Annotated in this window: 21 protein-coding genes; 15 read left to right on the top strand and 6 right to left on the bottom strand. The window is 60.0% G+C overall.

From position 1 onward, the window contains the following. Window positions 1–29: 29 nt before the first annotated feature. On the bottom strand, window positions 30–1,007 hold the full coding sequence (locus WKI41_RS12670; RefSeq protein WP_340193861.1) for a transposase: 978 nt from the start codon (window positions 1,005–1,007) through the stop codon (window positions 30–32). 378 nt (window positions 1,008–1,385) lie between these two features. Continuing rightward, a complete protein-coding gene (locus tag WKI41_RS12665; RefSeq protein WP_340193889.1) occupies window positions 1,386–2,405 on the bottom strand; it encodes a GlxA family transcriptional regulator in 1,020 nt (339 codons plus the stop codon). 265 nt (window positions 2,406–2,670) lie between these two features. Between WKI41_RS12665 and WKI41_RS12660 the strand changes: the two genes are divergently transcribed. From WKI41_RS12660 to WKI41_RS12635, 6 genes are all read left to right on the top strand, one after another. Further along, window positions 2,671–3,507 carry an alpha/beta fold hydrolase gene (locus WKI41_RS12660; RefSeq protein WP_340193888.1) on the top strand — a complete coding sequence of 279 codons (837 nt, stop codon included), beginning with the start codon at window positions 2,671–2,673 and terminating at the stop codon, window positions 3,505–3,507. Between the two features lie 202 nt (window positions 3,508–3,709). Beyond that, window positions 3,710–4,342: an NAD(P)H-dependent oxidoreductase gene (locus WKI41_RS12655; protein ID WP_340193860.1), complete on the top strand. Its 633-nt coding sequence runs from the start codon at window positions 3,710–3,712 to the stop codon at window positions 4,340–4,342. 337 nt (window positions 4,343–4,679) lie between these two features. Continuing rightward, window positions 4,680–5,720, top strand: coding sequence for a methionine ABC transporter ATP-binding protein (locus tag WKI41_RS12650; protein ID WP_340193887.1), 1,041 nt, complete (start codon window positions 4,680–4,682; stop codon window positions 5,718–5,720). Further along, the gene (locus tag WKI41_RS12645; protein ID WP_340193859.1) at window positions 5,710–6,378 is read left to right on the top strand and encodes a methionine ABC transporter permease MetI; all 669 of its coding nucleotides are present in this window, start codon (window positions 5,710–5,712) and stop codon (window positions 6,376–6,378) included. Before WKI41_RS12650 ends, WKI41_RS12645 begins: the two co-directional genes overlap by 11 nt. Window positions 6,379–6,437: 59 nt before the next feature. Beyond that, window positions 6,438–7,214: a MetQ/NlpA family ABC transporter substrate-binding protein gene (locus WKI41_RS12640; RefSeq protein WP_340193858.1), complete on the top strand. Its 777-nt coding sequence runs from the start codon at window positions 6,438–6,440 to the stop codon at window positions 7,212–7,214. A gap of 228 nt (window positions 7,215–7,442) precedes the next feature. Next, the gene (locus WKI41_RS12635) at window positions 7,443–9,611 is read left to right on the top strand and encodes a bifunctional diguanylate cyclase/phosphodiesterase (RefSeq protein WP_425341028.1); all 2,169 of its coding nucleotides are present in this window, start codon (window positions 7,443–7,445) and stop codon (window positions 9,609–9,611) included. A gap of 75 nt (window positions 9,612–9,686) precedes the next feature. On the opposite strand, the gene WKI41_RS12630 is transcribed toward WKI41_RS12635, so the two are convergent. Further along, complete coding sequence (locus WKI41_RS12630) at window positions 9,687–10,673, bottom strand: rhodanese-related sulfurtransferase (RefSeq protein WP_340193856.1); 987 nt, start codon at window positions 10,671–10,673, stop codon at window positions 9,687–9,689. Between WKI41_RS12630 and WKI41_RS12625 the strand changes: the two genes are divergently transcribed. Beyond that, window positions 10,663–11,172, top strand: a complete 510-nt coding sequence (locus WKI41_RS12625) for a hypothetical protein (RefSeq protein WP_340193855.1) — start codon at window positions 10,663–10,665, stop codon at window positions 11,170–11,172. The two genes, WKI41_RS12630 and WKI41_RS12625, sit on opposite strands and share 11 nt — an antisense overlap. 74 nt (window positions 11,173–11,246) lie before the next feature. On the opposite strand, the gene WKI41_RS12620 is transcribed toward WKI41_RS12625, so the two are convergent. Both WKI41_RS12620 and WKI41_RS12615 read right to left on the bottom strand, forming a co-directional pair. After that, window positions 11,247–12,155 (bottom strand): CHAD domain-containing protein, encoded by a 909-nt coding sequence (locus tag WKI41_RS12620; RefSeq protein WP_340193854.1) that lies wholly within the window; start codon window positions 12,153–12,155, stop codon window positions 11,247–11,249. Then, the gene (locus WKI41_RS12615) at window positions 12,139–12,627 is read right to left on the bottom strand and encodes a CYTH domain-containing protein (RefSeq protein ID WP_340193853.1); all 489 of its coding nucleotides are present in this window, start codon (window positions 12,625–12,627) and stop codon (window positions 12,139–12,141) included. The genes WKI41_RS12620 and WKI41_RS12615 overlap by 17 nt, the downstream gene beginning before the upstream one ends. A gap of 154 nt (window positions 12,628–12,781) precedes the next feature. Between WKI41_RS12615 and WKI41_RS12610 the strand changes: the two genes are divergently transcribed. The 6 genes from WKI41_RS12610 to WKI41_RS12585 all read left to right on the top strand — a co-directional run bounded on the left by WKI41_RS12610 (window position 12,782) and on the right by WKI41_RS12585 (window position 20,017). Then, complete coding sequence (locus WKI41_RS12610) at window positions 12,782–13,420, top strand: 2-dehydro-3-deoxy-phosphogluconate aldolase (protein ID WP_340193852.1); 639 nt, start codon at window positions 12,782–12,784, stop codon at window positions 13,418–13,420. A gap of 105 nt (window positions 13,421–13,525) precedes the next feature. Then, entirely contained in the window at window positions 13,526–14,227 is a 702-nt protein-coding gene (locus WKI41_RS12605; RefSeq protein ID WP_340193851.1) for a tellurite resistance TerB family protein, read from the top strand. A gap of 86 nt (window positions 14,228–14,313) precedes the next feature. Next, on the top strand, window positions 14,314–15,009 hold the full coding sequence (locus WKI41_RS12600; protein ID WP_340193850.1) for a GNAT family N-acetyltransferase: 696 nt from the start codon (window positions 14,314–14,316) through the stop codon (window positions 15,007–15,009). Then, entirely contained in the window at window positions 15,006–15,212 is a 207-nt protein-coding gene (locus tag WKI41_RS12595; RefSeq protein ID WP_340193849.1) for a hypothetical protein, read from the top strand. The genes WKI41_RS12600 and WKI41_RS12595 overlap by 4 nt, the downstream gene beginning before the upstream one ends. 135 nt (window positions 15,213–15,347) lie before the next feature. Continuing rightward, window positions 15,348–19,364: a Pls/PosA family non-ribosomal peptide synthetase gene (locus WKI41_RS12590; protein WP_340193848.1), complete on the top strand. Its 4,017-nt coding sequence runs from the start codon at window positions 15,348–15,350 to the stop codon at window positions 19,362–19,364. Then, entirely contained in the window at window positions 19,361–20,017 is a 657-nt protein-coding gene (locus WKI41_RS12585; protein ID WP_340193847.1) for a 4'-phosphopantetheinyl transferase family protein, read from the top strand. The genes WKI41_RS12590 and WKI41_RS12585 overlap by 4 nt, the downstream gene beginning before the upstream one ends. 31 nt (window positions 20,018–20,048) lie before the next feature. Here WKI41_RS12585 and WKI41_RS12580 read toward each other — a convergent pair whose 3' ends face one another. After that, window positions 20,049–20,894: a diguanylate cyclase gene (locus tag WKI41_RS12580; protein ID WP_340193846.1), complete on the bottom strand. Its 846-nt coding sequence runs from the start codon at window positions 20,892–20,894 to the stop codon at window positions 20,049–20,051. A gap of 252 nt (window positions 20,895–21,146) precedes the next feature. Here WKI41_RS12580 and WKI41_RS12575 point away from each other — a divergent pair, with 252 nt between their 5' ends. Together WKI41_RS12575 and WKI41_RS12570 are read left to right on the top strand one after the other, a co-directional pair. Then, on the top strand, window positions 21,147–22,541 hold the full coding sequence (locus WKI41_RS12575) for a sensor histidine kinase (RefSeq protein WP_340193845.1): 1,395 nt from the start codon (window positions 21,147–21,149) through the stop codon (window positions 22,539–22,541). Beyond that, complete coding sequence (locus tag WKI41_RS12570; RefSeq protein ID WP_340193844.1) at window positions 22,541–22,909, top strand: response regulator; 369 nt, start codon at window positions 22,541–22,543, stop codon at window positions 22,907–22,909. The genes WKI41_RS12575 and WKI41_RS12570 overlap by 1 nt, the downstream gene beginning before the upstream one ends. The last annotated feature ends 25 nt before the right edge of the window (window positions 22,910–22,934 follow it).

Below are 22,934 nucleotides of genomic sequence, written 5' to 3'. Positions count from 1 at the left end.
CCGTTGATGCGCTTTCTCCTCCTCCCTCATCAAGTCAGTCGTATTTGGGCTATGTGGTATTCTTTGAGTCTCGCATTTGCGATGACGATGATGTGTCGCATGATGGCGCCAAGAGCTGTGAGTTTTGACTTCCCGGCTGCGAGCAGACGCTTGTATGTTGTAGCGAGATGGCTTTTGCTGTGGCTTGCCGCCATCGCCGCGGTGAAGAGTAGCGGTCGTAACTGCCGCCGTCCGCCCTTTGTAAAACGACGGCCTTTACGAGCGCCGCTGTCGCGGGCATGAGGCGCACATCCCGCCAGACTTGCTGCCTGCTTGCGATCGATGTGTCCGAGCTCTGGCATGAGAGCCAACAGCACCGGGGCGATCACCTTGCCAATACCAGGAACCGTCTGAAGGATAGCCTTGCGGTCTTTCAATCGCTTATCGAGGCTCATGATCGTTTCGATCTGCTTGTCGATAGCTTCAATGCGGCGCTTGATCTCAGTTATATGGCCGGCGATCTCGCGCGCGATCGGCTTATTGCGTGGCGCCTTTAATCGGTTTTCCTCTTGCACGCGCATAGACACCAGATCGGTACGACGCAAGACGAGCAGCTTAATTTTTGCCTCCCGTGGCTGACTTGGGCGCCAGCGAGGTAGAGATTGCGCACGTGAGAGCCCATATTCGGCAATATGGCGCGCATCAATGGCATCTGTCTTGGCATTGGCGCCGCAGGCGCGGATGAAGGCTTTGACCCGGGCAGCGTCTGCGCGATGTGCGGGAATAGCAAGGTCTTCAAGGACATCGAGGAGATTGTCCTCGTAGCCACCGGTTGCCTCGCAAATGGCGAGTGTGTCGAGGCGTCCAGCATATGGCTTTAAGATCGCTTTGAGCGCCACCTTGCTGTTTTCTAGGGTGCAGATCTCTCCGCTATGTGTGTCGAAGAAAGTGATTGTTGCTTTGGAGACGTCGAATCCCAAAGCGAATTGGATCAACTGAGGCTGGATTTGTTCGGTGTTCAGGCCCATGATTGAGCTCCATGCTTAGCATTGTCTGCGGGCGCGGCGCCAAGCCGGCCCATCAAGTCAACAAGCGATGCGAAGCTGGTGCGATTGCAGCCCAGGATGAGGTCGGTCGAGAAGACCCATTCCTGTTCGGGCGTACAAACGCATGACCTCCGGGGTGGCCACCTCGGAGGTCATCCAGCCTCTCGAACAATAAAGCACATTTTCGACAGACAATTCCTGTGCTCGTCACAGGAATCCAGCCGACGCGCGTCTGCGCGGCGAAAAAAGGCCCTTCCAGACCAAAGACTTGGTCTGACTGGATTCCTGTGACAAGCACAGGAATGAGGGTGGATGCTTCAGACCAACTATTCCGCACGCGCCTCCAATAGCGCGAGGATTTCACACCCGCACATCCCCCCGATACACATTCGGCGTCGTCCCCGTCAGCCGTCCGAAAATCTTGCGAAACGCGGCGGGGTCCGTATAGCCCACCGACCAGGCGATGGATTCGATGGAGCCGTTGGTGGTTTCCAGCAGTTGCCGCGCCTTCATGATGCGGACATTCTGGTGATACTCGGTGAGCTTCAGTTTCGTGGCGCGGAAGAAGCGGCGTTGCAGGGTGCGCTCCGAGAGGTTGACGCTCTCTGCCAGTTCACTGAGGTTCTTTTGCAGTTCCGGGTTAGCATGGAACTGGTGCTGGATTTGCAGCACCTCGCGGTCGCCATGATCGAAGCGCGGCAGGAAGGCCTTGTAGCGGGCCTGGCTGGAGCGTGGTGGATCGACGATCAGGAAGCGAGCGGTCTCCAGCATCACCGTCTGGCCGAGAAGCTTCTCCACCAACAGCAGGCCGAGGTCGGCCCAGGCCAGAATGCCGCCCGCGGTAATCACGTCGCCATCGTCGATGATCATGTTGTCGGGCGCCACATCGATGCCGGGAAAGCGCTCCGACAGCCTGTCTGCAAAGGCCCAGTGCGTGGTGGCGCGGCGCCCGTTGATGAGGCCGGTTTCGGCCAACACGAAAGCGCCGGCACAGACCGAGCAGATGGTCACGCCTTCGGCATGTTGCTCTGACAGCCACTGCGAAGCAGGCGTCATGCTCTGCATCTTCTCCGGCATGACGATGCTGGGCGGCGCGATGACGTAGCGCAGCGCGTGGGGCTCGCCCGGATGCGAGTCCCAGACGCAGGAAACCGTCTCGCCTTCCATCTTCCAATGGCTGATGCGGATGCTGCTTTCGCCGGCGCGGCCTTCCACCGTCATGGCCCAACTCGCGGCAATGCTGAAGAGATCGGTCAGCCCGTAGATCGCGGCCAGCTGACAGTCCGGATAGATGAGTAGCGCAATTTCGATTGTGCTGATATTCGTATCGGCGGTCTTCGGGACGTCCGCCTCGACACCTTTTTCCAGCATTTGTACCATTGTCACTTTTGCCTTCTATAAAGTCGTTTGCGCCACGTGTTTTGTGTAGAGCATGGCGCTAGCGTGTTCAAGTCAACAGCAACCAGGCAGGGGCCGACAGGAGAGCGCGATGACGGACTTGAAGACGACAGACGATACCAACCGCCTTTCCGTATCGAGACGCACCGTCTTGATCGCAAGTGCAGCCCTTGCAGGTGCCGCACTTTCGCCATTCGCCTTTCCACCCGCCTATGCAGCAACCAATTCAGCACAAGGAGATATCGATATGGGCTACGTTACCACTAAAGACGGCGTGCAGATCTTCTACAAGGACTGGGGTCCAAAGGACGCGCAGCCGGTTGTCTTCCACCACGGCTGGCCGCTCTCGTCCGACGACTGGGACGCGCAGATGCTGTTCTTCCTTGCCAACGGCTACCGCGTCGTTGCCCATGACCGCCGCGGTCACGGCCGCTCAGAGCAGGTTTCCGAAGGTCACGACATGGACCACTACGCCGCCGACGCCTTTGCCGTCGTCGAGGCGCTGGCCCTGAGGAACGCCATCCATATCGGTCACTCCACCGGTGGCGGCGAAGTCGCGCGCTATGTAGCAAAGCATGGCGAACCGGCTGGGCGCGTTGCCAAGGCCGTTCTGGTTTCCGCCGTTCCGCCACTGATGCTCAAGACCGAGGCCAATCCGGAAGGCCTGCCAATGGAAGTCTTCGACGGTTTCCGTTCCGCACTTGCCGCAAACCGCGCACAGTTCTTCCGCGATGTTCCGGCTGGCCCCTTCTACGGCTTCAACCGCGATGGTGCGACAGTGCATGAAGGCGTGATCCAGAACTGGTGGCGTCAGGGCATGATGGGTGGTGCGAAGGCCCATTACGATGGCATCAAGGCGTTTTCCGAAACCGACCAAACGGACGACCTGAAGGCAATCGGCGTTCCGACGCTGGTGCTGCATGGTGAGGACGACCAGATCGTTCCGATCGCGGACTCGGCCCACAAGTCGATCAAGCTTTTGAAGAACGGTGAGTTGAAGACCTACCCCGGCTTCTCCCACGGCATGCTGACAGTCAATGCCGATGTGCTGAACGCCGATCTTCTGGCATTCGCCAAGAAGTAAGGAGACGAGAGGCCGCTGGCTGCGCGGAAACGCCCGGCCAGCGGCTTTTTTTGTTCGTGGCCTGTCCGGCATATGAGGATTTCCTATAGGCACACTTCTGTGCCTTCTTGTGTGCGCCGCAACAAAACCTATGTGTGTTGGCGTTTCACAAAGGGTTCGAGACCGCCATCGAGGCGTAGGTCCGGCCCGCCAAGGAGTTTTTATGCTGATCGATAAATTGAACTGGCGTTACGCTACAAAGAAGATGGACCCCTCCAAGGCTGTATCCGAGGACAAGGTGGACCGCATCATCGAGGCGGCGCGTCTGGCTCCGACGTCAAGCGGCCTGCAGCCTTTCGAAATCATCGTCGTGACCAATCCTGATGTTCGCGCCAAGATCCAGGAGATTGCCTGGAACCAGGCACAGATCACCGACGGCTCGCATCTGCTCGTCTTTGCCGCGTGGGACAATTACACGCCAGAGCGCATCAACCACATGTTCGACCTGACGAACGAAGAGCGCGGCTTCAAGAACGAAGGCTGGGAAAAGTATCGCCAGTTCCTGCTCGGCATGTACCCGGACCGTGATCCGGAAGAAAACTTCGAGCACGCCGCCCGTCAGGCTTACATTGCCTTCGGCATGGCTGTCGCACAGGCCGCTTTCGAAGGCGTGGATACAACACCGATGGAAGGTTTCGAGCCTGCCAAGCTGGACGAGATTCTTGGCCTTCGCGAAAAGGGCCTGCGTTCGGTGACCATCCTGCCGCTTGGCTATCGTCAGGAAGAGGGCGACTGGCTGGTCAATCTGAAGAAGATCCGTCGTCCGCTGGACCAGTTCGTGACCAAGGTCGCCTGAGCGAGATCTCCGGCCCTCGGGCAGATTTTTCCGTCATTCGCGGATAATTGAAATATCCTGCCTATAAATCGGTATCGCATACGGGCATGTATGCGATACACAGATGGCGAAACGCTAAAGCCCTCGCAGGTTCGGCGTGAAAGTCATCGTCTTCAGAAAGTCGACCATGCTCTCAGATGTCTTTCATTGTCGAATGTGCCGGATGGCGGCATGAACGGTTGTGGCCAGAACGGCCGCCTGCCGGAATGAAGAGATAGATTTCCTCAAGAGCAATGGCATGAATTCCGCAATTTTACAGGACGCAGCGCGTCCAATCGAGGCTTCGACAGCCGATCCGATGGTGTCGTTCGAAGCCGTGACCAAGACCTTTGGCGGCAATGGCAGAGAGCCGGCCTTCACGGCACTTGCCGGCGTGGATTTCGTCGTCCCGCGCGGCGGGATCTCCGGCATTATCGGCCGTTCGGGTGCTGGCAAATCCACCATGATCCGGCTCGTCAACGGGCTGGAACGTCCGACATCCGGTAAGGTCATTGTGGATGGCGTCGATGTCGGCGCGCTGGACGAGGGTGGCTTGCGCACGCTTCGCCGCTCCGTTGGCATGATCTTCCAGCACTTCAACCTGCTGTCGTCACGCACCGCTTACGACAATGTGGCGCTACCGCTCGAAATCTCCGGCGTCTCCAAGGACGATATCAAACGCAAGGTCGGGCCGCTGCTCGATCTTGTCGGCCTTGGCGACAAGGCCAAGCGCTACCCGGCGGAACTCTCCGGTGGCCAGAAACAGCGTGTCGGCATTGCGCGTGCGCTTGCGACCGAGCCGAAGCTGCTGCTTTCCGACGAAGCAACGTCTGCGCTGGATCCCGAAACCACGCAATCGATCCTCGAATTGTTGAAGCGCATCAATGCCGAACTTGGCTTGACGGTGCTGCTCATCACCCACGAGATGGAGGTGGTGAAGACCATCGCCTCGCAGGTTGCCGTCATCGACAAGGGCCTGATCGTCGAGCAGGGCTCCACCTTTGATATCTTCACCCATCCGCAACACGAAACGACCCGCAGCCTGTTGTCGTCTGCCGTCGGCGTCAAGCTGCCGCATTGGGTGACATCGGGATTGAAAAGCGAGCCCACTGCTGCCGACCGCATTCTGGTGCGTCTCGTCTTCTTCGGCGATACAGCCTTCAAGCCTCTCACTGCACGTCTCGTCGCCGAAATCGGCCCGGATGTGAATATTTTGGCCGGCACCATCGAGGAAATTGCAGGCGCGCCGTTCGGCTCGCTGGTCGTGTCCTATCCGGCAACGCCCGAGGTTCTGGCACGTGCCCAACGCTTCTATGACGAAACAGGTCTGACGACGGAGGTGCTTGGCTATGTCGCCTGATATGCTGTTCAACATTCTCCTCAAGGGCCTGATCCAGACGCTGCATATGGTGGCGGTGTCCGGCATTGTCGGCTCGTTGCTTGGCCTGCCGATCGGCATCTTCCTTGCCACCAGCGGCAAGGGTGAGCTGTTCGAAGCGCCAATCACGAACCGCATCATCGGCTTTATCGTGAACGCGGCGCGTTCCACCCCCTTCATCATTCTGGTGGTGGCGATCATTCCCTTCACCCGGCTTGTCGCCGGCACATCGATCGGCACGAACGCGGCGATCGTGCCGCTGACGGTGGCGACCGTGCCCTTCATCGCAAGGCTGGTGGAAGCGGCGATACGCGAAGTGGACAAGGGGCTGATCGAGGCAGCGCGTGCCATGGGTGCCACGCCGCTCCAGATCGTCACAAAGGTGCTTCTGGCCGAAGCCAAGCCAGGGATCACGCTCGCGCTCACCCTGACACTCGTCAGCCTCATCGGCTATTCGGCGATGGTGGGTGCTGTCGGCGGCGGTGGTCTTGGAGACCTCGGCATTCGCTATGGCTACCAGCGCTTCATGCCGGATGTGATGCTGGCGGTGGTCATCGTCCTCATCGTGCTGGTGCAACTGGTGCAGAGCGCAGGTGATGCGCTGGCCCGCAGCTTCGACAAGCGCAACCGCAAGAATTGACATTCAATGTGCGGGGTCTGTCCCGTGCTTAAGAGATAACACACTAAAGGAGACACCTGATGAAAAAGCTCATTATCGCTGCTTCTCTCGCAGCACTCTTTGCCGGCAGCGCGCTGGCCGAAACCATCAAGATCGGCGTCACACCCGCCGAACATGCGCAGATCATGGAGCAGGTGAAGAAGGTTGCGGCAGGCAAGGGCCTCGACATCGACATCCTCGAATTCTCCGATTATGTCGTGCCGAACCAGGCGTTGGCCGATGGTGAGCTGCAGGCCAACTCCTTCCAGCACCAGCCTTATCTCGACAACCAGATCGCTGATCGCAAGTTCGATCTCGTCAGCGTCGGCACCACCATCACCACGCCGATGGGCGTCTATTCCAAGAAGGTGAAGAGCCTGGACGAGCTGAAGGATGGCGCGACCGTCGGCATTCCCAACGACCCGACCAATGGCGGCCGCGCGCTTCTGGTGCTGGCCTCCAAGGGCCTGATCAAGGTGAATGAAGCTGTTGGCCTGAAAGTCACGCCGGCCGACATCACCGAGAACCCGAAGAACATCCAGATCGTCGAACTCGACGCCGCACAGCTGCCGCGCTCGCTCGACGACACCGATGCATCGGTGATCAACACCAACTACGCAACCGCTGCCGGTCTCAACCCGAAGAAGGATTCGATCGCCATCGAAAGCGAAAAGTCTCCCTATGCGAACGTGATCGCGGTGCGCTCGGAAGACAAGGACAAGCCTTGGGTGAAGACGCTTGTCGAATCCTACCACAGCCCGGAAGTGAAGAACTTCATCCTCGAGAAGTATAACGGCACCGTTATCCCGTCCTGGTAACAGGCTGTTCCACGTCGCCATCGGTCGACTGCAGATGGCAGCCCCGCCCGCGAGACGACGTGTAGAAATTTCGCCCCTTTCGCAACCGCGGGAGGGGCTTTTTCTTGCGCAGGTGGAAAATTGTACGTTTCTTACCAAGTTTCTGCGCGCGCTTTTAATCTCTTTTGAATGTTTCCCCCGCACCATGCGCTTTGTAAGGCGAGTGCGTTTAGTGTGGGGCAGGGCAGAATGAGGATGATCGGCAGGAGATCTGCGGTTGCAGGTGTTCTTTTCGCCTTTGCGCTTATCGTCACCCTGATCACCGCGCTTGTTCTTTCGGCGCTGACCAATGTTACCGAAATGGCCAACCGGCTGGATGAGGAACGTTCTCTCCAGACCGCGCGTGGCGCGCTCTCCACCTTCCAACATCAGCTTGGCGCGACGCTCAACGATTACGCCGCCTGGGACGATGCTGCTCGCTTTGTCTATGCCGAGGATGGCGCTGGTTGGATCATCAGCAATTACGGCGACATGACCGTCAACAGCGAGCTCTTCGATACCGCCGTTATTCTGGACGATCAGGACGGCGTGCTGCTCGCCTATCAGAATGGTGCGCCAGCGCCTTGGAGCGTCGGCTCCTATTTCGGCGGCAGCGTTTCCGAGATGATCAACCGCATTCGCAATGCCGGACCGGAGACTGTGCCGGAAATGACCGGCTTCATCCGCACGCGTGACGGCATTGCTGCCGCCGGTGTGGCGCTGGTGCGCAAGAAATCCGGAGAGCTCGACCCCTCGCTCGGCAAGCGCTATCTGGTCTTCGTTCGTCATCTGACGGATGAAAAGGTCGGCAAGCTCGGCCAGACCTATCTGGTCAATGGGCTGTCGCTTCAGAGAGGGCTTGCGACCACGCCCTACTATGTCGACATCGTCGATCCGCACGGCGAGATCCTCGGGAAGCTCACCTGGACCTCCGCCATGCCGGGCGATGTCAGCCTGAACGAAGTGCGCCCGCGGGTATTGAGCGCCTTTGCCATTGTCGGCGTTTTCTTCCTGGTGCTTTTCATTTTCGGCCTTGCCGTCATCCGCAGGCTCAGACGCGAGGAAGCGGTGATGCGCGAGCAGCTGCTGGTCGATCGTTTGAGCGGCCTCTACAATCGTCCCGGCCTGTTTTTCGGGCTGAAGCGCATGACCGAGGCTGCGAGCGCGGACGGCTCCTATGTGGAGCTCATCTATCTTGATCTCGATGGCTTCAAGGATGTGAATGATTCCTTCGGCCACGAGGTCGGCGATCTGCTGATCAAGGCCTTTGCCGCGGCGCTCCGTGTTCTTGCACCCAAGGATGCTCTCCTTGCGCGGCTCGGCGGCGATGAGTTCGCCATAGCGCTTCAAGGTCCCGATGCCCGTTTGGAGGGGCGTCGGTTCTGCGACGCGCTGCTGGAACTCGTCTCCGAACCCTTCATGCTGGGCGACCGCGTCGCGGCCATAGGCTGCAGCATCGGCACGGCCGTCTCCAAGGGCGGCGATATCAATGGCGAGGAACTGCTACGGCGCGCGGATATGGCGATGTATGAGGCAAAGGAAGGCGGCGGCGGCCGCTACTTCGCCTACCAGGCCGATCTCGATGCGCGCCGCGAAGAGCGCAAACAGCTGGAAGCCGACCTGAAATACGGCATCGACAACAATGAAATCCGCGTCGCCTTCCAGCCGGTGGTCAACACGCTGACCCGCCGCATCATCGGAGTGGAGGCACTCGCCCGCTGGAACCGGCCAGGCTACGGCCCGGTCTCTCCGGATGTCTTCATTGCCGCGGCAGAATCCAGCGGTCTGATCGACAAGCTCGGAATGCAGGTGATGCGTACGGCGCTGAAGGAAGCGGCCGCATGGCCGGAGCTGAAGATCGCCATCAACATCTCGCCCGTCCAGTTTCGCAATCCCGCCTTTGCCGGGCACGTGGTTCAGGTGCTGGAAGAAACCGGCATTGCGCCGGAGCGGGTGATGCTGGAAATGACCGAAGGCTATTTCATCCACCATCCGGAGCGCGCCCAGGCGGCCATCGAAAAGCTGCAGCAGATCGGGCTCAGCATCGCGCTCGATGATTTTGGCTCCGGCTTTGCCAGCACCGGCTATCTGCGCCGCTTTGGCTTCGACCGGATGAAGATTGACAAGTCGCTCGTCGTCGCACTCGAAGAGGGCGGTCGCTCGCTGGAAATGCTCACTGCCACCGTCGCACTTGCCCGCTCTCTCGGCATGCCGGTGACAGCAGAGGGCATCGAAACCGAAGATCAGGCCGTGATCCTGCAAATCTGCGGCTGCGACGAGCTGCAGGGTTATCTTTTTTCCAAGCCGCTGGATGCGTCAGGTATTGACGAATTGCTGTCGCAACAAGATGCGCCGCTTGAGCAGCTGAAGGCGTCCTAAAGCGCGTCTTCACATACCGTTCTGGCAAAACTGCTGAACCATTTCGCTCAGGCCGTGCTTCAAACCGGACCGCGATTACCGCCCCAGATGCTTCTCGCCGCGCTTCTTAGCGATATCGATCTGCTTTTGGCGGTCGCGGAAGCGTTGGCGGTCTTCTTCGGTGCGGTCGTGGTAGCAGCTCGGGCAGGACACACCCTCTTCGAAGAGCGGCGACAGGCGCACCTCTTCAGTGATCGGGTTGCGGCAGGCGTGGCAAAGCTGGTGGTCGCCTTCGGCAAGGCCGTGAACGACGGAGACGCGCTCATCGAAGACGAAGCAGGCGCCTTCCCAAAGGCTTTCTTCTTCCGGCACCTCTTCCAGATATTTCAGAATGCCGCCCTTGAGGTGGAACACGTCTTCGAAACCCTGTTCCTTCATGAAGGCCGTGGCCTTTTCGCAGCGGATGCCGCCGGTGCAATACATGGCGATCTTCGGCTTGTTGTGCAGGCCGGGATTGTTCTTCACCCAATCGGGAAACTCACGGAACGTCTTGGTCTGCGGATCGACCGCACCCTTGAAGAGGCCGATCGCCGTCTCGTAATCGTTGCGGGTATCGATGACGATGGTGTCCGGATCGGAGATCAGCGCGTTCCAGTCCTTCGGCTCCACATAGGTGCCGACGATCCGGTTGGGATCGATATCCGGCACGCCCATGGTGACGATTTCCTTCTTCAGCTTCACCTTCATGCGCACGAAAGGCATTTTCGACGCACGGCTTTCCTTGTGCTCCAGGCTTGCAAATTCCGGCAGGGCGCGAAGATAGGACAGCACGGTCTTGATCCCCGCATCCGTACCCGCAATCGTCCCATTGATGCCTTCCGCCGCCAGAAGCAGAGTGCCCTTGACGCCCTGCTCCTGGCAGAGCTTGAACAGCGGCTCGCGCACGCTCTCGAACCGCGGAAAGCGGGCAAAATGATAAAGCGCTGCCACGAGGAAATCGTCAGCGGCACCGGAGAGGGTAGAACTGGAAGACGTCGCCTCGGCGGTGGCGTCCGGGCGGAAGGATGTCGCGTTGTCGGTCATGGCCGCTGAAATACAGCCATCCGGGCGTTGTTGCAATCCTGATTGCGCTGGATTTGCGCCGGGCGTCTCAGCGCTTGACGATGGTCAAGTCTTGCAATCCAGACTTGCCTTCACAGCAAATCCGACTGTATCGGTGTCAGCCCAACAGATTGAGGTGAGCATGAGACATACTTTTCTACTGGCGGGCTTATGTATGGCATTGAGTGGCTGTGGCCTGCTGAAGTTGCCGGAAGGTTTTCACGAAGCGGAGGTGGCAAGGCTGAACCTTGTAGGTTTGGACTTCGAAGCCGCAAAGCTGAAAGTGATGCGAGCAGGATTTGAATGCAGACCGTCAGAAAACCGCGATGTCGGGAAGAACTCAATTCAATGCAACAAAAGATCGCCTGACATTCTGTGCCCTCAGCGGCGCTTTGTGGCTTTCACCAAGGACTCGAAGAGCGGCAAGGTCATCAGCGTCGGGACGCGCGTGGTCGATAATTTCTGCTTGGGGGCCGCTTAGGCCGGAATGGCGGCGGAGCGTCGAGCCGCGGCAATAGCGCAGCGACAGTTTCTTGTCGCTACATCTTCTTCATCTCACTGCGCCGCATGCTTCCACAAAAGCGCAATAATTTTCGCCTCCCGGGCGGCGGTCTCAGCGAAGACGTGGTCAGCCAATGCGAGACTTTCTTCGCGCAGCGCCTGCTGTCGGTCGATAATGGCGTCGAGCAGCAAAGCGAGCGTCTCGGAGCCTGCGAAGCTGTCGGGTTCGCGATCGGCGAAGGCGGCGAGTACGGAGAGGTCGTGTTCGTGGCCGAGCAGTTTGACCAGTTGCTTGGCTTCCGCCTTCTTGGCGCGCATGGCGGATGGCCAGAGCTTTTGCAGTAGCGCGAGATGCATCCAATAGATCTGACCGCTTTTGCGCAGGTCATGAAAATACTCGTCATGGGCTTGCCCATGGCAAAGGCCTAGCGCATCAAGCGCCTTGCGGCGCTGCTTTTCCCACGTCTTGCGGATCATCTTCAGCGCGGTCTTTTCCCCGTGAGAGAGCGACAGAGAAGAGAGTGCGTCCTTGCCTTCCTGGCAGGACTGGATGGCGGCTTCGATCTTTGTTGGAAGGTCCCCGTCTTCATGGGTCGCGTCGTCGCGACGCTTGCTCAGCACATGATGGGCGGTTGTCAAAGCGTATCGTTCGCCATCGGAGCGGGCGAAACCTTGCAGATAGGTGATGGTTTCGACCAGTGCCGCGGCATCGCGCGCGGCCGACAGCGAGCGGGCGATATCGCGAAAGCGGGCGTTTTCCGTCTTGCGGAAATCAGGTGCTTCCTTCTCCAGGAATCGATAAAGCGCGCGGATGCGCTTGAACTTCTTTCGGGCATCATGCACGGCACGGTCCGTGCCGTCCGGCTGATCCTTCAGCAGAGCGATGGCGTCGTCGATGAGTTCCACGCCTGTGCGCTTGATCTCCTCGACGAAGGAGCGGGTGGGATCAATCCTGAAGGACATCGCACAGCTCTCCGCTTAGATCTTCCATGGCCATATGCTGGTTGGAATAGCGCCGGTCGCCGGTGACTTCGGTGCCAAGCCAAGCGGGCAGGGAAGGGCAGTCGGTCTCTTCGCGCATCTCGACTTCGGCGACCACGAGGCCGCGATAGATGCCGTCGAAGACATCCACTTCCCAGACGAAGCCTTCATGATCCACCGTATATCGGGTCTTTTCGATGACGATGCCGAGTGCTGTCGTCATCAATTCGCGGGCGTCTTCGACGGTGATGGGGTATTCGTATTCGTCGCGCACAAGCGCGCTGGTGCCGATTTTTATGGTCAGCCGGGCGTCGGTGTCGTCCATGATCCTGACGCGCACGGAGCGGTCTTCCATGGAGGCGATATAGGCTTGCTGGAAGGATTTCCGAGACGTCGTTTCTCTGCGCCACTCATCGTTGCGGACCAGAAACTTGCGTTCGATTTCTTTTGCCATTCAACACCCTGTGCTGTTTTGCCGGGACGGTAAACCAAGTGATTGTCATGAAAAAGCAATAAATGAGAAATCGTTGCCTCGGCCTCGACATGACGGGATGAGCGCGGTATTTGAAAGCCCAATTTCAATCGATCCAAAAGCGGGAGATATCGCCATGGCCCAGGATTCCGAAAAGCTTCTTTCCATCCTGAAACTTCAACCCGTGGTGCCTGTGCTGATCGTTGACGATCTGGCCTCTGCCGTACCACTGGCCCGCGCGCTGGTCGAAGGCGGTCTGAAAGCCATCGAGATCACCATGCGCACGCCCGTGGCGCTCGATGCCATCCGCGCGGTTGCCGCAGAGGTGGAAGGCGCGCATGTGGGTGCTGGCACCATTTTGAACGCCAAGGACTTCGATGCCGCTGCCAAGGCTGGTTCCACCTTCATCGTCAGCCCCGGCGTCAACAAGAGCGTGCTGGAGGCTGCCGAAGGCTCCAACGTGCCGCTCCTTCCAGGTGCGGCAACAGCCAGCGAAGTCATGGTGCTGCGCGATGCGGGCTACAAGGTTCTGAAGTTCTTCCCCGCCGAGCAGGCCGGTGGCGCCCCTTACCTGAAGGCGCTTTCCTCGCCACTCGCCGGCACCGTGTTCTGCCCGACCGGTAGCGTCTCTCTGAAAAATGCCAAGGATTACCTGTCGCTGCCAAACGTCGTTTGCGTCGGCGGCTCCTGGGTTGCGCCGAAGGAACTGATCGCCGCAGGCGATTGGGCCGGCATTACCAAGCTTGCGGCAGAAGCCGCCGCTCTTCGCAGCTGATATCGCGATCACGCCGTTCACGACGGCGTGATGAGCGCCGCCAATTGTATTGACCCCGACACTTCCTATCTCCTGTTTCGACATTGACCGAAACAGGAGATTTTGATGTTCGACGCGAAGAAGCTTCTCGACCAGTTTTTGGGTTCGCAGGTGCCTGGGCTGTCAGGAAGCGTGCGGGACCGGGCAGGCCAAGCCGCAGAGATTGCGAAGAACAACCCAATGAAGGCTGGCGCCCTTGCTGCCGCAATTCTCGGCACCAAGACGGGCCGCAAGCTGGCAGGCAATGCAGCCGCCGTAGGCGGTATCGCCGCCATTGCCGGTCTTGGCTACCTCGCTTACCGCAACTACCAGTCCGGCAAGTCGCCGCAGGCCGTGACCCAGCCGCAGCCGACGCAGGAGCTGCTGCCGCCACCGGTCGATTCTCCGTTCCACCCGCAGTCTCCCGCGCTGTCCAACAGCTTTGCGCTGACGCTGGTGCAGGCGATGATTGCCGCCGCCAAGGCTGACGGCCACATTGACGCTGTCGAGCGCGCCCATATCATGGAGAAGGTCAAGGTCTCGGGTCTCGACCATGAGGCGGAAGCCTTCATCGAGAAGGAACTGGCCGATCCGCTTGATATCGACGCGCTGGTGGCTGCGGCAACCACCGAAGAGCAGAAGGTGGAAATCTACACTGCCTCGCGTCTCACCATCGAGCCGGACAGCCGGGCCGAGCGCGGCTATCTCGATCTTCTCGCCGGTCGTCTTGGCCTGCCGGATGCGCTGGTGGAGCATATCGAGGCGACCGTGTCGGCGGCCAAGGTCTGATCGATCAAATTATTCCATATCAGAGGTCGGTTGTCTTTGATGGACAGCTGACCTATTCCTCTGGGTAGAACCGCTCAGGAGGAAACATGCGCGATCTCAGCCAGTTCAAAGGATGTCCAGCACCGCAGCCGGTGACGCTTGAAGGCCGGTTCGTGACCGCCGTTCCCTTCGATCGGGCGACGCACCAGCAGGCGCTTTGGGATGCACTTGGCGGGCTCGGCACCAATGAGCTGATCAAGTACTTCCCGAACGAACCCTTCCCCGATGCGGCTGCTTTCAGCGACTGGATTGAGGGCATGGCGGCAAGCTTCCAATGGGTGACGCTGGTCTTCATCGAGAATGCCACACAACAGGTGGTCGGCATGGCGACCTATATGCGGCCAGATCCCAAGAATGGCGTGGTGGAGGTGGGCTCCGTGGCGCATGGGCCGAAGATGAAGCGCTCGCCGCTTGCCACCGAAGCCCATTATCTGATGGCCCGGCATGTCTTCGACGATCTCGGATACCGACGCTACGAATGGAAGTGCCACAATGAAAACGAGCCGTCCAAGGTGACGGCCAAGCGCTATGGCTTCACCTTCGAAGGCGTCTTCCGCCAGCACATGATCTCCAAGGGCAAGAACCGCGATACGGCATGGTTTTCGATTATCGACAGCGAGTGGCCGGTGATCCGCGAAGCCTTCGAGTCGTGGCTTTCGCCCGACAATTTCAACGAAGACGGAACGCAGAAGCGCAAGCTTGAAGATATCCGCGAAGGTCTTTCCGGCGGGGCCGCAGCATGAGCGGCAAGGATACGAAATCGGCTGCGATTGCCGCCATCGCCATCATCCTCGGCTTCGGGGTTCTTTTCTACCTCGTGCCCACGGTCACATTGTGGCTTGCCAATACCTATTCGGTATGGCTGGCGGCGGCCTTCGATGTTGCGGCGGTGCTGGCCTTCTTCCTGGTGTTCTGGCTCAGAGCGCGCCAGCAGCGGCGGGGTTGAGCGGCTGTCGTAAAGGTCGGCACGACTGCCCAAAAATTCTGCATTCGGCCTTTTCTTGCACCTTCTTTCGGCGCAATTCCAAATGATGTATAGCGGCGGCATTTGGATGCCGTTTTACATATTTTTGGTGACTTCATGGACCGGAATGTGGCCGAAAGGCCGATGGAATTGACCGTCTTTGCGCCGATTGCCCCGTCGCTTCCCGTCCGAGAGGATGAACCTTATGCCCGCGACGAGATGTTGCAGGAAATCTTTGAGCAGACAGCCAGGCGGTATCCCACCAAACGCGCTTTAAGGCTTCTTGGAAACGATCCCGAATATAGCCGCCGCACGGAGCTCACCTACGAGCAACTGGCTGAGCGCGCCATTCGCTTTGCCCGCACGCTGCAGACCATGGGTGTCAGACGTGGCGACCGTGTCGTCATCTGCCTGCCGCGCGGGCTCGATCAATATATGGCGATCCTCGGGACGCTCTGGGCCGGCGCCTGCTATGTGCCGGTGGACTGGACGTACCCGCAGGACCGCATTGATTTCATTGCCGAGGATAGCGGTGCCACGCTGATCGTCACCGATGCCGAACGGGCCGGCGCCATGCGTATCAAGACGCTGGTGGTGAATGAAAATCTGGGGGATCTTGCTGCACAGGATGCGCTGCCGATCACTCGGGAAGAAATCGGCGCGTCTCCCGACGATCTCGCCTATATCATCTACACCTCCGGAACGACCGGTCGCCCCAAGGGCGTGATGATCTCGCATCGCAGCGCCTGCCATTTCCTGCGGGCCGAAGGCGCGATCCTGGCGGTCGAGGATACCGACAAGGTGTTCGGCGGCTTCAGCGTTGCCTTCGACATGTCGATCGAAACCATGTGGAGCGCCTTTTCCGCCGGTGCCGAACTGCTGGTTGCCAACGAAGCGCTGCACAAGGCGGGGCCGGATGTGGCGATCACGCTGGCAGAGGAGGGCGTCACCGTCTGGCATGTGGTGCCATCGCTCTTCACGCTGGTGGAAACCGAGCTTCCGACGCTTCGCATCGTTAATCTGGGCGGCGAAGCCTGCCCGCCCGATCTCGTCAACCGCTGGGCGCGCGCCGGTCTTCGCATTCTCAACACCTATGGCCCCACCGAAACGACGGTGACGGCCACCTGGACGGAGGTGCAGCCGGGCCGGCGCGTTACCATCGGCCGGCCGCTGCCGGGCTATACCGCCTGGATCGTAGACGACAAGCTCTGGCCGGTCAACGCCGGTGCCGAAGGCGAGCTTGTGATCGGCGGGCCGGGGGTCAGTTCCGGCTATGTGAACCGTCCCGATCTCACCGCAGACAAATTCGTCATGACGCCCTTTAACGGCCCGGACGGGCTTCCCGCCCGAATCTACCGCTCCGGCGACCTCGTGCGGCTCGATGCTGTCGGCGATATCGAATTCATGGGGCGCATCGATACGCAGGTGAAGATCCGCGGTTTCCGCGTCGAGCTTGCCGAAATCGAAGCGGTGATTGCCGAGGATTCTGCCGTGGCGCAGGCCGTGGTGCATCTCTTTCGGGACGATGACGGGTCCGAGCTTCTCGCCGCCTTCCTCGTGGCGCGCGGCAGTGGCGTGATTGATATCGACGCTGCCCGCAAGCGGGTCAGCGATCGCCTGCCGAACTACATGCGCCCTGCCGCCTATCAGGTGCTAGAGGCGCTGCCGACGCTGCCTGCCTCTGGCAAGGTAGACCGCAAGGCGCTTCAGCGTCCCTCGGTGGTGGCATCCTCGGATCGCGCCACTGTCGCGCCCGAAACGCCGCTGGAAATCCAGCTGCATGCCATCTGGTCTGAGGCTTTCGCGCCGCAGAAGGTCTCGGTCGAGGATGACCTCTTCGAGGATCTGGGCGGCCATTCGCTGAAGGCCGCACGTCTGGCGTCGGCCATGCGCAAGGCGCCCGGCCTCTCCGGCGTTTCCATTCAGGATCTCTACGCCGCGCCGACGATCCGCCGCCTTGCCGCACGCCTTGGCGAGCGGGTGATGGCCGAGAGCGCCGCCCTGGAGCCCTTCCACCGGGTCAGCAACTTCCAGAAGCGTCTTTGCTGGACGCTGCAGACCATCGCGCTGGTGCCGATCTATGCGGTGGCGGGCCTGCAATGGTTCTTCCCCTATCTCGCCTATACCTATCTGGTCGAAGATTTCGGCCGCGTTTCGGCGCTGCTTCTGAGCGGCTTGAGCTTCATTCTCATTCCACCACTCGGCATGGTCTTTGCCATCCTCGTCAAATGGATGGTGATTGGCCGCTACAAGGCGGGCGATTATCCGCTATGGGGAAGCTATTATCTGCGCTGGTGGTTTGTGCGCCGCCTCTCCGATATCATCGCCACACCCTATCTCAGCGGCACCCCGATGATCCGCGCCTATTACCGGCTGCTGGGTGCCAGGATTGGTCGCCGTGCCTTTATCGGCACCGTTGCCATCGACACCGCGGACCTCGTCAGTATCGGCGATGATGCTATCGTCAGCGATTATGCGATGCTTGCCACCAGCTCCGTGGAGCGCGGTCTGTTGCGCCTCGGCTCGGTCAAGATCGGCCGTAGTGCGTCGATCGGCACCATGGCGGTGATCGGGCGCAACTGCGTGGTGGGCGATGCCGCAGCGCTCGAAGACCTGTCTTCGCTACCGATGAACCAGTCGATCCCGGCTGGTGAAAGCTGGAACGGTTCTCCGGCCAAATGCGCCGCCACGGGTCGCGTTGCCCGGCGCGATGACGAGGCTGGCTTCCTACGCCGCTTCCTGGTCGGTGTGGGGCTGTTCATCGCCGCTGCCCTTCTTCCGGTGGTGGCCATCCTGCCGATTGCGCCCGGTCTGATCGCGATGATCGAAATCGACTGGAACACGGATGGCTATTCCTACCTGCTGATTTCGCCCTTCCTGGCGCTCACCTATATCGTTTTGATGTGCGTTCTGACCGTCTTTGCCAAGCGCATGATCCTCGGGCCCGTGCGGCCGGGACGCTACTCGATCCATAGCTGGTTCTACCTGCGCTTCTGGTTCGTCCAGCAGGTGACGGATCTGGCGCTGGCACTTCTTCACCCGATCTACGCCACCCTTTATGTGCTGCCCTGGTATCGCGCACTGGGTGTGCGGATCGGCAAACGTGCCGAGATTTCGACTGCTGCAAAGATCGTGCCGGATCTCGTCGATATTGGGCCGGAGAGCTTCATTGCCGATGGCGTGATCTTTGGTGCGGCGCGCCATGAGCCGGGCATCATCGAGCTTGCGCATACTCGCATCGGCCGCCGCTCCTTCATCGGCAACTCCGCCGTGCTGCCGACCGGTGCCAAGATTGCCGATGGTACGCTGATCGGCGTTCTCTCCAAGCCGCCATCGGATGGCGGGGCCGAGAAGCCGGATGGCACATGGTTCGGCTCGCCACCGATTTCGCTGCCCGTGCGCCAGGCCGTCGGCCTGTTCGATGAGGGTGCGCGCTTCAACCCACGGCCGCGCCTCGTCGCCATGCGTCTGTCGATCGAGGCGATCCGCGTGATCCTGCCACTGACCCTGTTCCTCGCCTTCTTCAGTATCCTCTTTTCCATCGTCGGGGATATTCAGGATTACGATGACAGCCAGGCGCTGATCGCGGCCGTCTTCCCCTTCCTCTATATCGGCTTCGCGTTGGCCTCTGGTCTCTCGGTCGTGGCGCTGAAATGGCTGGTGATGGGGCGCTACAAGCCGACGACCAAGCCGCTGTGGAGCACCTTCGTCTGGCGCACCGAACTGGTGACGGCCACATATGAGAACCTCGCAGTACCAAACCTTTTGCAGCCCTTGCGCGGCACGCCGTGGATCTCGGCCTATCTGCGTCTGCTCGGCTGCAAGATCGGTCGCGACTGCTTCATCGACACGACCGACGTCACCGAGCACGATCTGGTGCGCATTGGCGACGAGGTGGCGCTGAACGAGTTCTCCGGCCTGCAGACCCATCTCTTCGAAGACCGGGTGATGAAGGTCAGCAGCGTGACCGTGGGCGACCGCGCCGTGATCGGCTCCTACGCCATCGTGCTCTACGATGCGGAAATCGGCGACGATGCCCAACTCGGCGACCTGTCGGTCGTCATGAAGGGCGAAACGCTGCCGACAGGCACGTCATGGGAAGGCTCTCCAGCGCAACCCGTGCGCAACGCATGAGCGAGATCGTCTGGCTTTCCGGCACGGACGATCTGACAACAGCCACCGGCGAGACGCCGGTCGTGTGGCACCTGCGCCTCGACAGCTCCGAGACAGAGACATTGGCGGGCGGAGCAGCACTCTCTGCCGCCGATAGACAGGATCTGGCAGCCAAGCCGGAGGCCGGCATGCGGGCGTTCCGCCGCCGTCTCGCAAAGGTCCTTCTGGCACGGCTCACAGGGTTGCATCCGGATGAGATCAGTATCGGTAGAACCGAGCACGGCGCACCGCGGGTCCTCAATCCACCCGGCTGGCACATCAGCCTTGCAGGCCGCTTCCCCCATTGCCTGATCGGCCTCAGCCGTTTTCCCATCGGCGTGGACATCGAACCTATCGATGCCGAACCGCCGCCGGAGGACAGCTTTACGCGCAGCGAATGGCTGGCCCTCCAGGGGGCCTCTCCCGACACGCTCGTCACCCGCTGGACAGCAAAAGAAGCCCACGCCAAATGCCTCGGAATCGCCTCGCGTATCGATGCAGCGGAGATGGAGACAAGGGCTGTCGGCGATGGCTTGAATGTAAAGTCAAGGGAAGGGGAGACGCGAGCATCCGTTCGTCAGGAGGCAGGGACAGTACAAGCGGTTGCGACGCTATCGGTTCCCGGCTCGCGATAGTCGGTAATACGCACCAGCGTGATGGTCCCGCTTAAGGCTGCGCCCGAACCACGACGTTTCTGCCTTGGTCCTTAGCCACGTACAGTGCCGCGTCGGCGCGTAAGAGCAGCTCTTGCAGTCTCTCATTCGGACGCGCCTGCGCGACGCCGAAGCTGCAGGTGATGCGGCCTTTTGGCAGCGGCTCGACAACGCGACTTTCGACGGCGCGGCGCAGGCGTTCGGCCACCGATTCTGCGGCTGCGAGGTCGGCGCCTGGCAGGACGATGCAGAACTCTTCGCCGCCCATTCTCGCGGCGTAGTCATAAGGGCGCAGGTGATCCTTCACCGCTTCGCCGATGGCCATCAAAACGCTGTCGCCGGCATCGTGGCCGTATTCGTCGTTGATGCGCTTGAAGTGATCGAGATCGAAGAGGATGAGCGACACCGCTTCTTCCGGGCGTGCGGCCTTGGCGCGAATGATCGGCATCTGCTCCATCAGCGCACGGCGGTTTCCGAGGCCCGTGAGAAAATCCGTCATCGCCTGATGCTTCAATTGCTTGGTCAAAGTCTCGACCTGCAAGAGCGTTGCGCGCGCAATATCGGTGACCGTGCCGATCTCGTCAGGCGACTTTGGATAGAGCTTCAAAATCCCCTTATCTTCCGGATACCGCTTCATCGCGTCTGCCAGGAGGTTCAGGGGCCGTATCAGCCGCCAGATCGCAAAAAGGCACACGCCCGCGCCAACCAAAGTTGCGCCCAGAATGAGAAGAAGGACTGGCAAGGTGCCAGGCTCGAAGCCCATCGCCAGATAGGCGACAAGCGCAATCAGTGGCACGTGAACGCTGACGAAACAGACGAGAAAGGTCTTCGCGACGAAGGAGGATTTGATCTTCTGCAAGTGCACCTCAGGTGGCGGGTCTTTTACCTGGGCGCTCATTTAGGGGCGAGAGAAGGAGAATCCTAGACCTTGTTCTGGTAGGCGACATCTTGCAGCTTAAGACACGAGCAAATCGACCAGACAAATCATGCATCCTGATGAAACCTTTTCGCGCGCCGCTTGTTATCTGCGCTGGTTTTTGTTGTCCCAGGACTGGAAGACTTTAGATTATCGTCATGAACTCAGTCCCGCCATTCCGGAGAACTATTCCTCTTGCACAGTTTGACCACCACAGATCTCGTCGCAATCGTGCAAGGGATGCCGCAGCCCTATCTCATCCTTGATGCCGATCTGGTCATTGTGGGTGCCAGCAATGCTTATCTGGAACTGACGGACCGCACGTTGGACGATATTGTCGGTCGCTCCATTCTCGAGGCTTTTCCGGAAAATCCCGAGGCCGCTGGAACTGTCGAGCAAGGACCTTTGGAAGTGTCTCTTCGCCACGTGCTGGCAACCGGGAAGCCGCATGAGATGGCGGTCATCCAGTACGACATCCCGCAGCCCGGTGGTGGGTTCGTGCAGAAATTCTGGACGCCTATCCATACGCCCGTCGCCGGTGCCGATGGCAAGCCGGCCTTCATCATCCAGAACCCAATGGATGTGACCGAAAGCGTGCTGAAAGCGCGCGAGGCTGATGCGCGTTTGCGTGTTGCCCTTCACGCGGCCGATCTTGCGTCGTGGGAATATGAGCCTGAGACGGACCTCTGGCGTCGCAGTGGGGCAGTCGACGTGATGTTCGGCTTCGAGCCGGGAGACGGCGGGTCGGTTGCAGCACCCTTCTTTGCCAGAATGCATCCAGACGATCTCGTGCGGGTTCGCGAGACGGTCGCCTCGGTCATTGCCTCACCCGACCATACCGTGATGAACTTCGATTATCGCATTCTCCATTCCGGGAAAGTGCGGCACGTTGCTTCGCGCGGGGAGGTGCTTAGAACATCCACCGGCAAGGTGCGGATGATCGGCGTTTTGATGGACGTGACGGCAGACCGCGAACGCGAGGCAGCACTGTCGTCAGCGCTCGATGAGAAGAGTGAACTTGTAGCCCAGAAGGATCTTCTGCTGGCCGAGGTAAACCACCGCGTCAAGAACAGCCTGCAACTGGTCGTCAGCACCTTGCGGCTTCAGGCACGCCGGCTGGACGATCCTGCCGTCGCCGAGGCTTTCGATCGGGCGATCTCTCGCGTGCGGGCGATCATATCGGTGCATGAGGGTCTTTACCGGGATCAGAACTCGCTCGCTGTCGACATGGCAGAACATCTCGACAAGCTGTGTCGCGACATCACCGTCGCCGGTGGAGCGGAGATCGATCTCGATGTCGACGACATTGCTCTTGCGACCGAACGCGCGATCCCTGTCTCGGTGATCGTCAGTGAGTTGATCCATGATCTGCCGAACCACCGCTCCGGTGGCGGCCGGGTTCAAGTGGCGTTGAAGCGCAGTTCGCCGAGCGAGTGCGTTTTGAGCGTGCGCGGCGATGAGGTCGCCTCTTCATCCATCGACCTTTCGCAACGGCTGATCGCCAGCATGGCGAGCCAGCTCGATGGCACGATCGTGCACCCCGTGGACCAAGGCTTCTGGGCAGTTACATTCCCGGCGGAGGCGCGCTGATGCCGCTGCGCGTAATGATCGTCGAGGATGAGATGCTTCTGGCGTTGGATCTGGAGGACATGCTCGTCGACGCCGGCCATACCGTCGTCGGGCAGGCCTCCGACATGCTGCAGGCAATTGCGCTTGCCGAACAAGTCGATGGAGCCATCGACGTAGCCATCATGGATGTCAATCTTGCGCGCGGAACGAATGGTGTGGAGACGGCCGCGGTGCTGCGCAACCGTTTCGACGTGCCATCCCTCTTCGTCAGCGCCAACCTGGATGAACGAACTCGCGCACTTGCGCAGGCGTCCAAGCCGCTGGGGTTCGTCGGCAAGCCTTACTCCGAGCGGGAGGTGTTGTCTTCTCTCGTCGAGCTCTTGAACTGAAGCAAGCGTTGATCGATTGTCAACG

The organism is Agrobacterium larrymoorei (assembly GCF_037722385.1).
GTDB classification, from domain to species: Bacteria; Pseudomonadota; Alphaproteobacteria; order Rhizobiales; family Rhizobiaceae; genus Agrobacterium; species Agrobacterium larrymoorei_C.
This window is presented reverse-complemented; position numbering and strand designations above follow the sequence as displayed.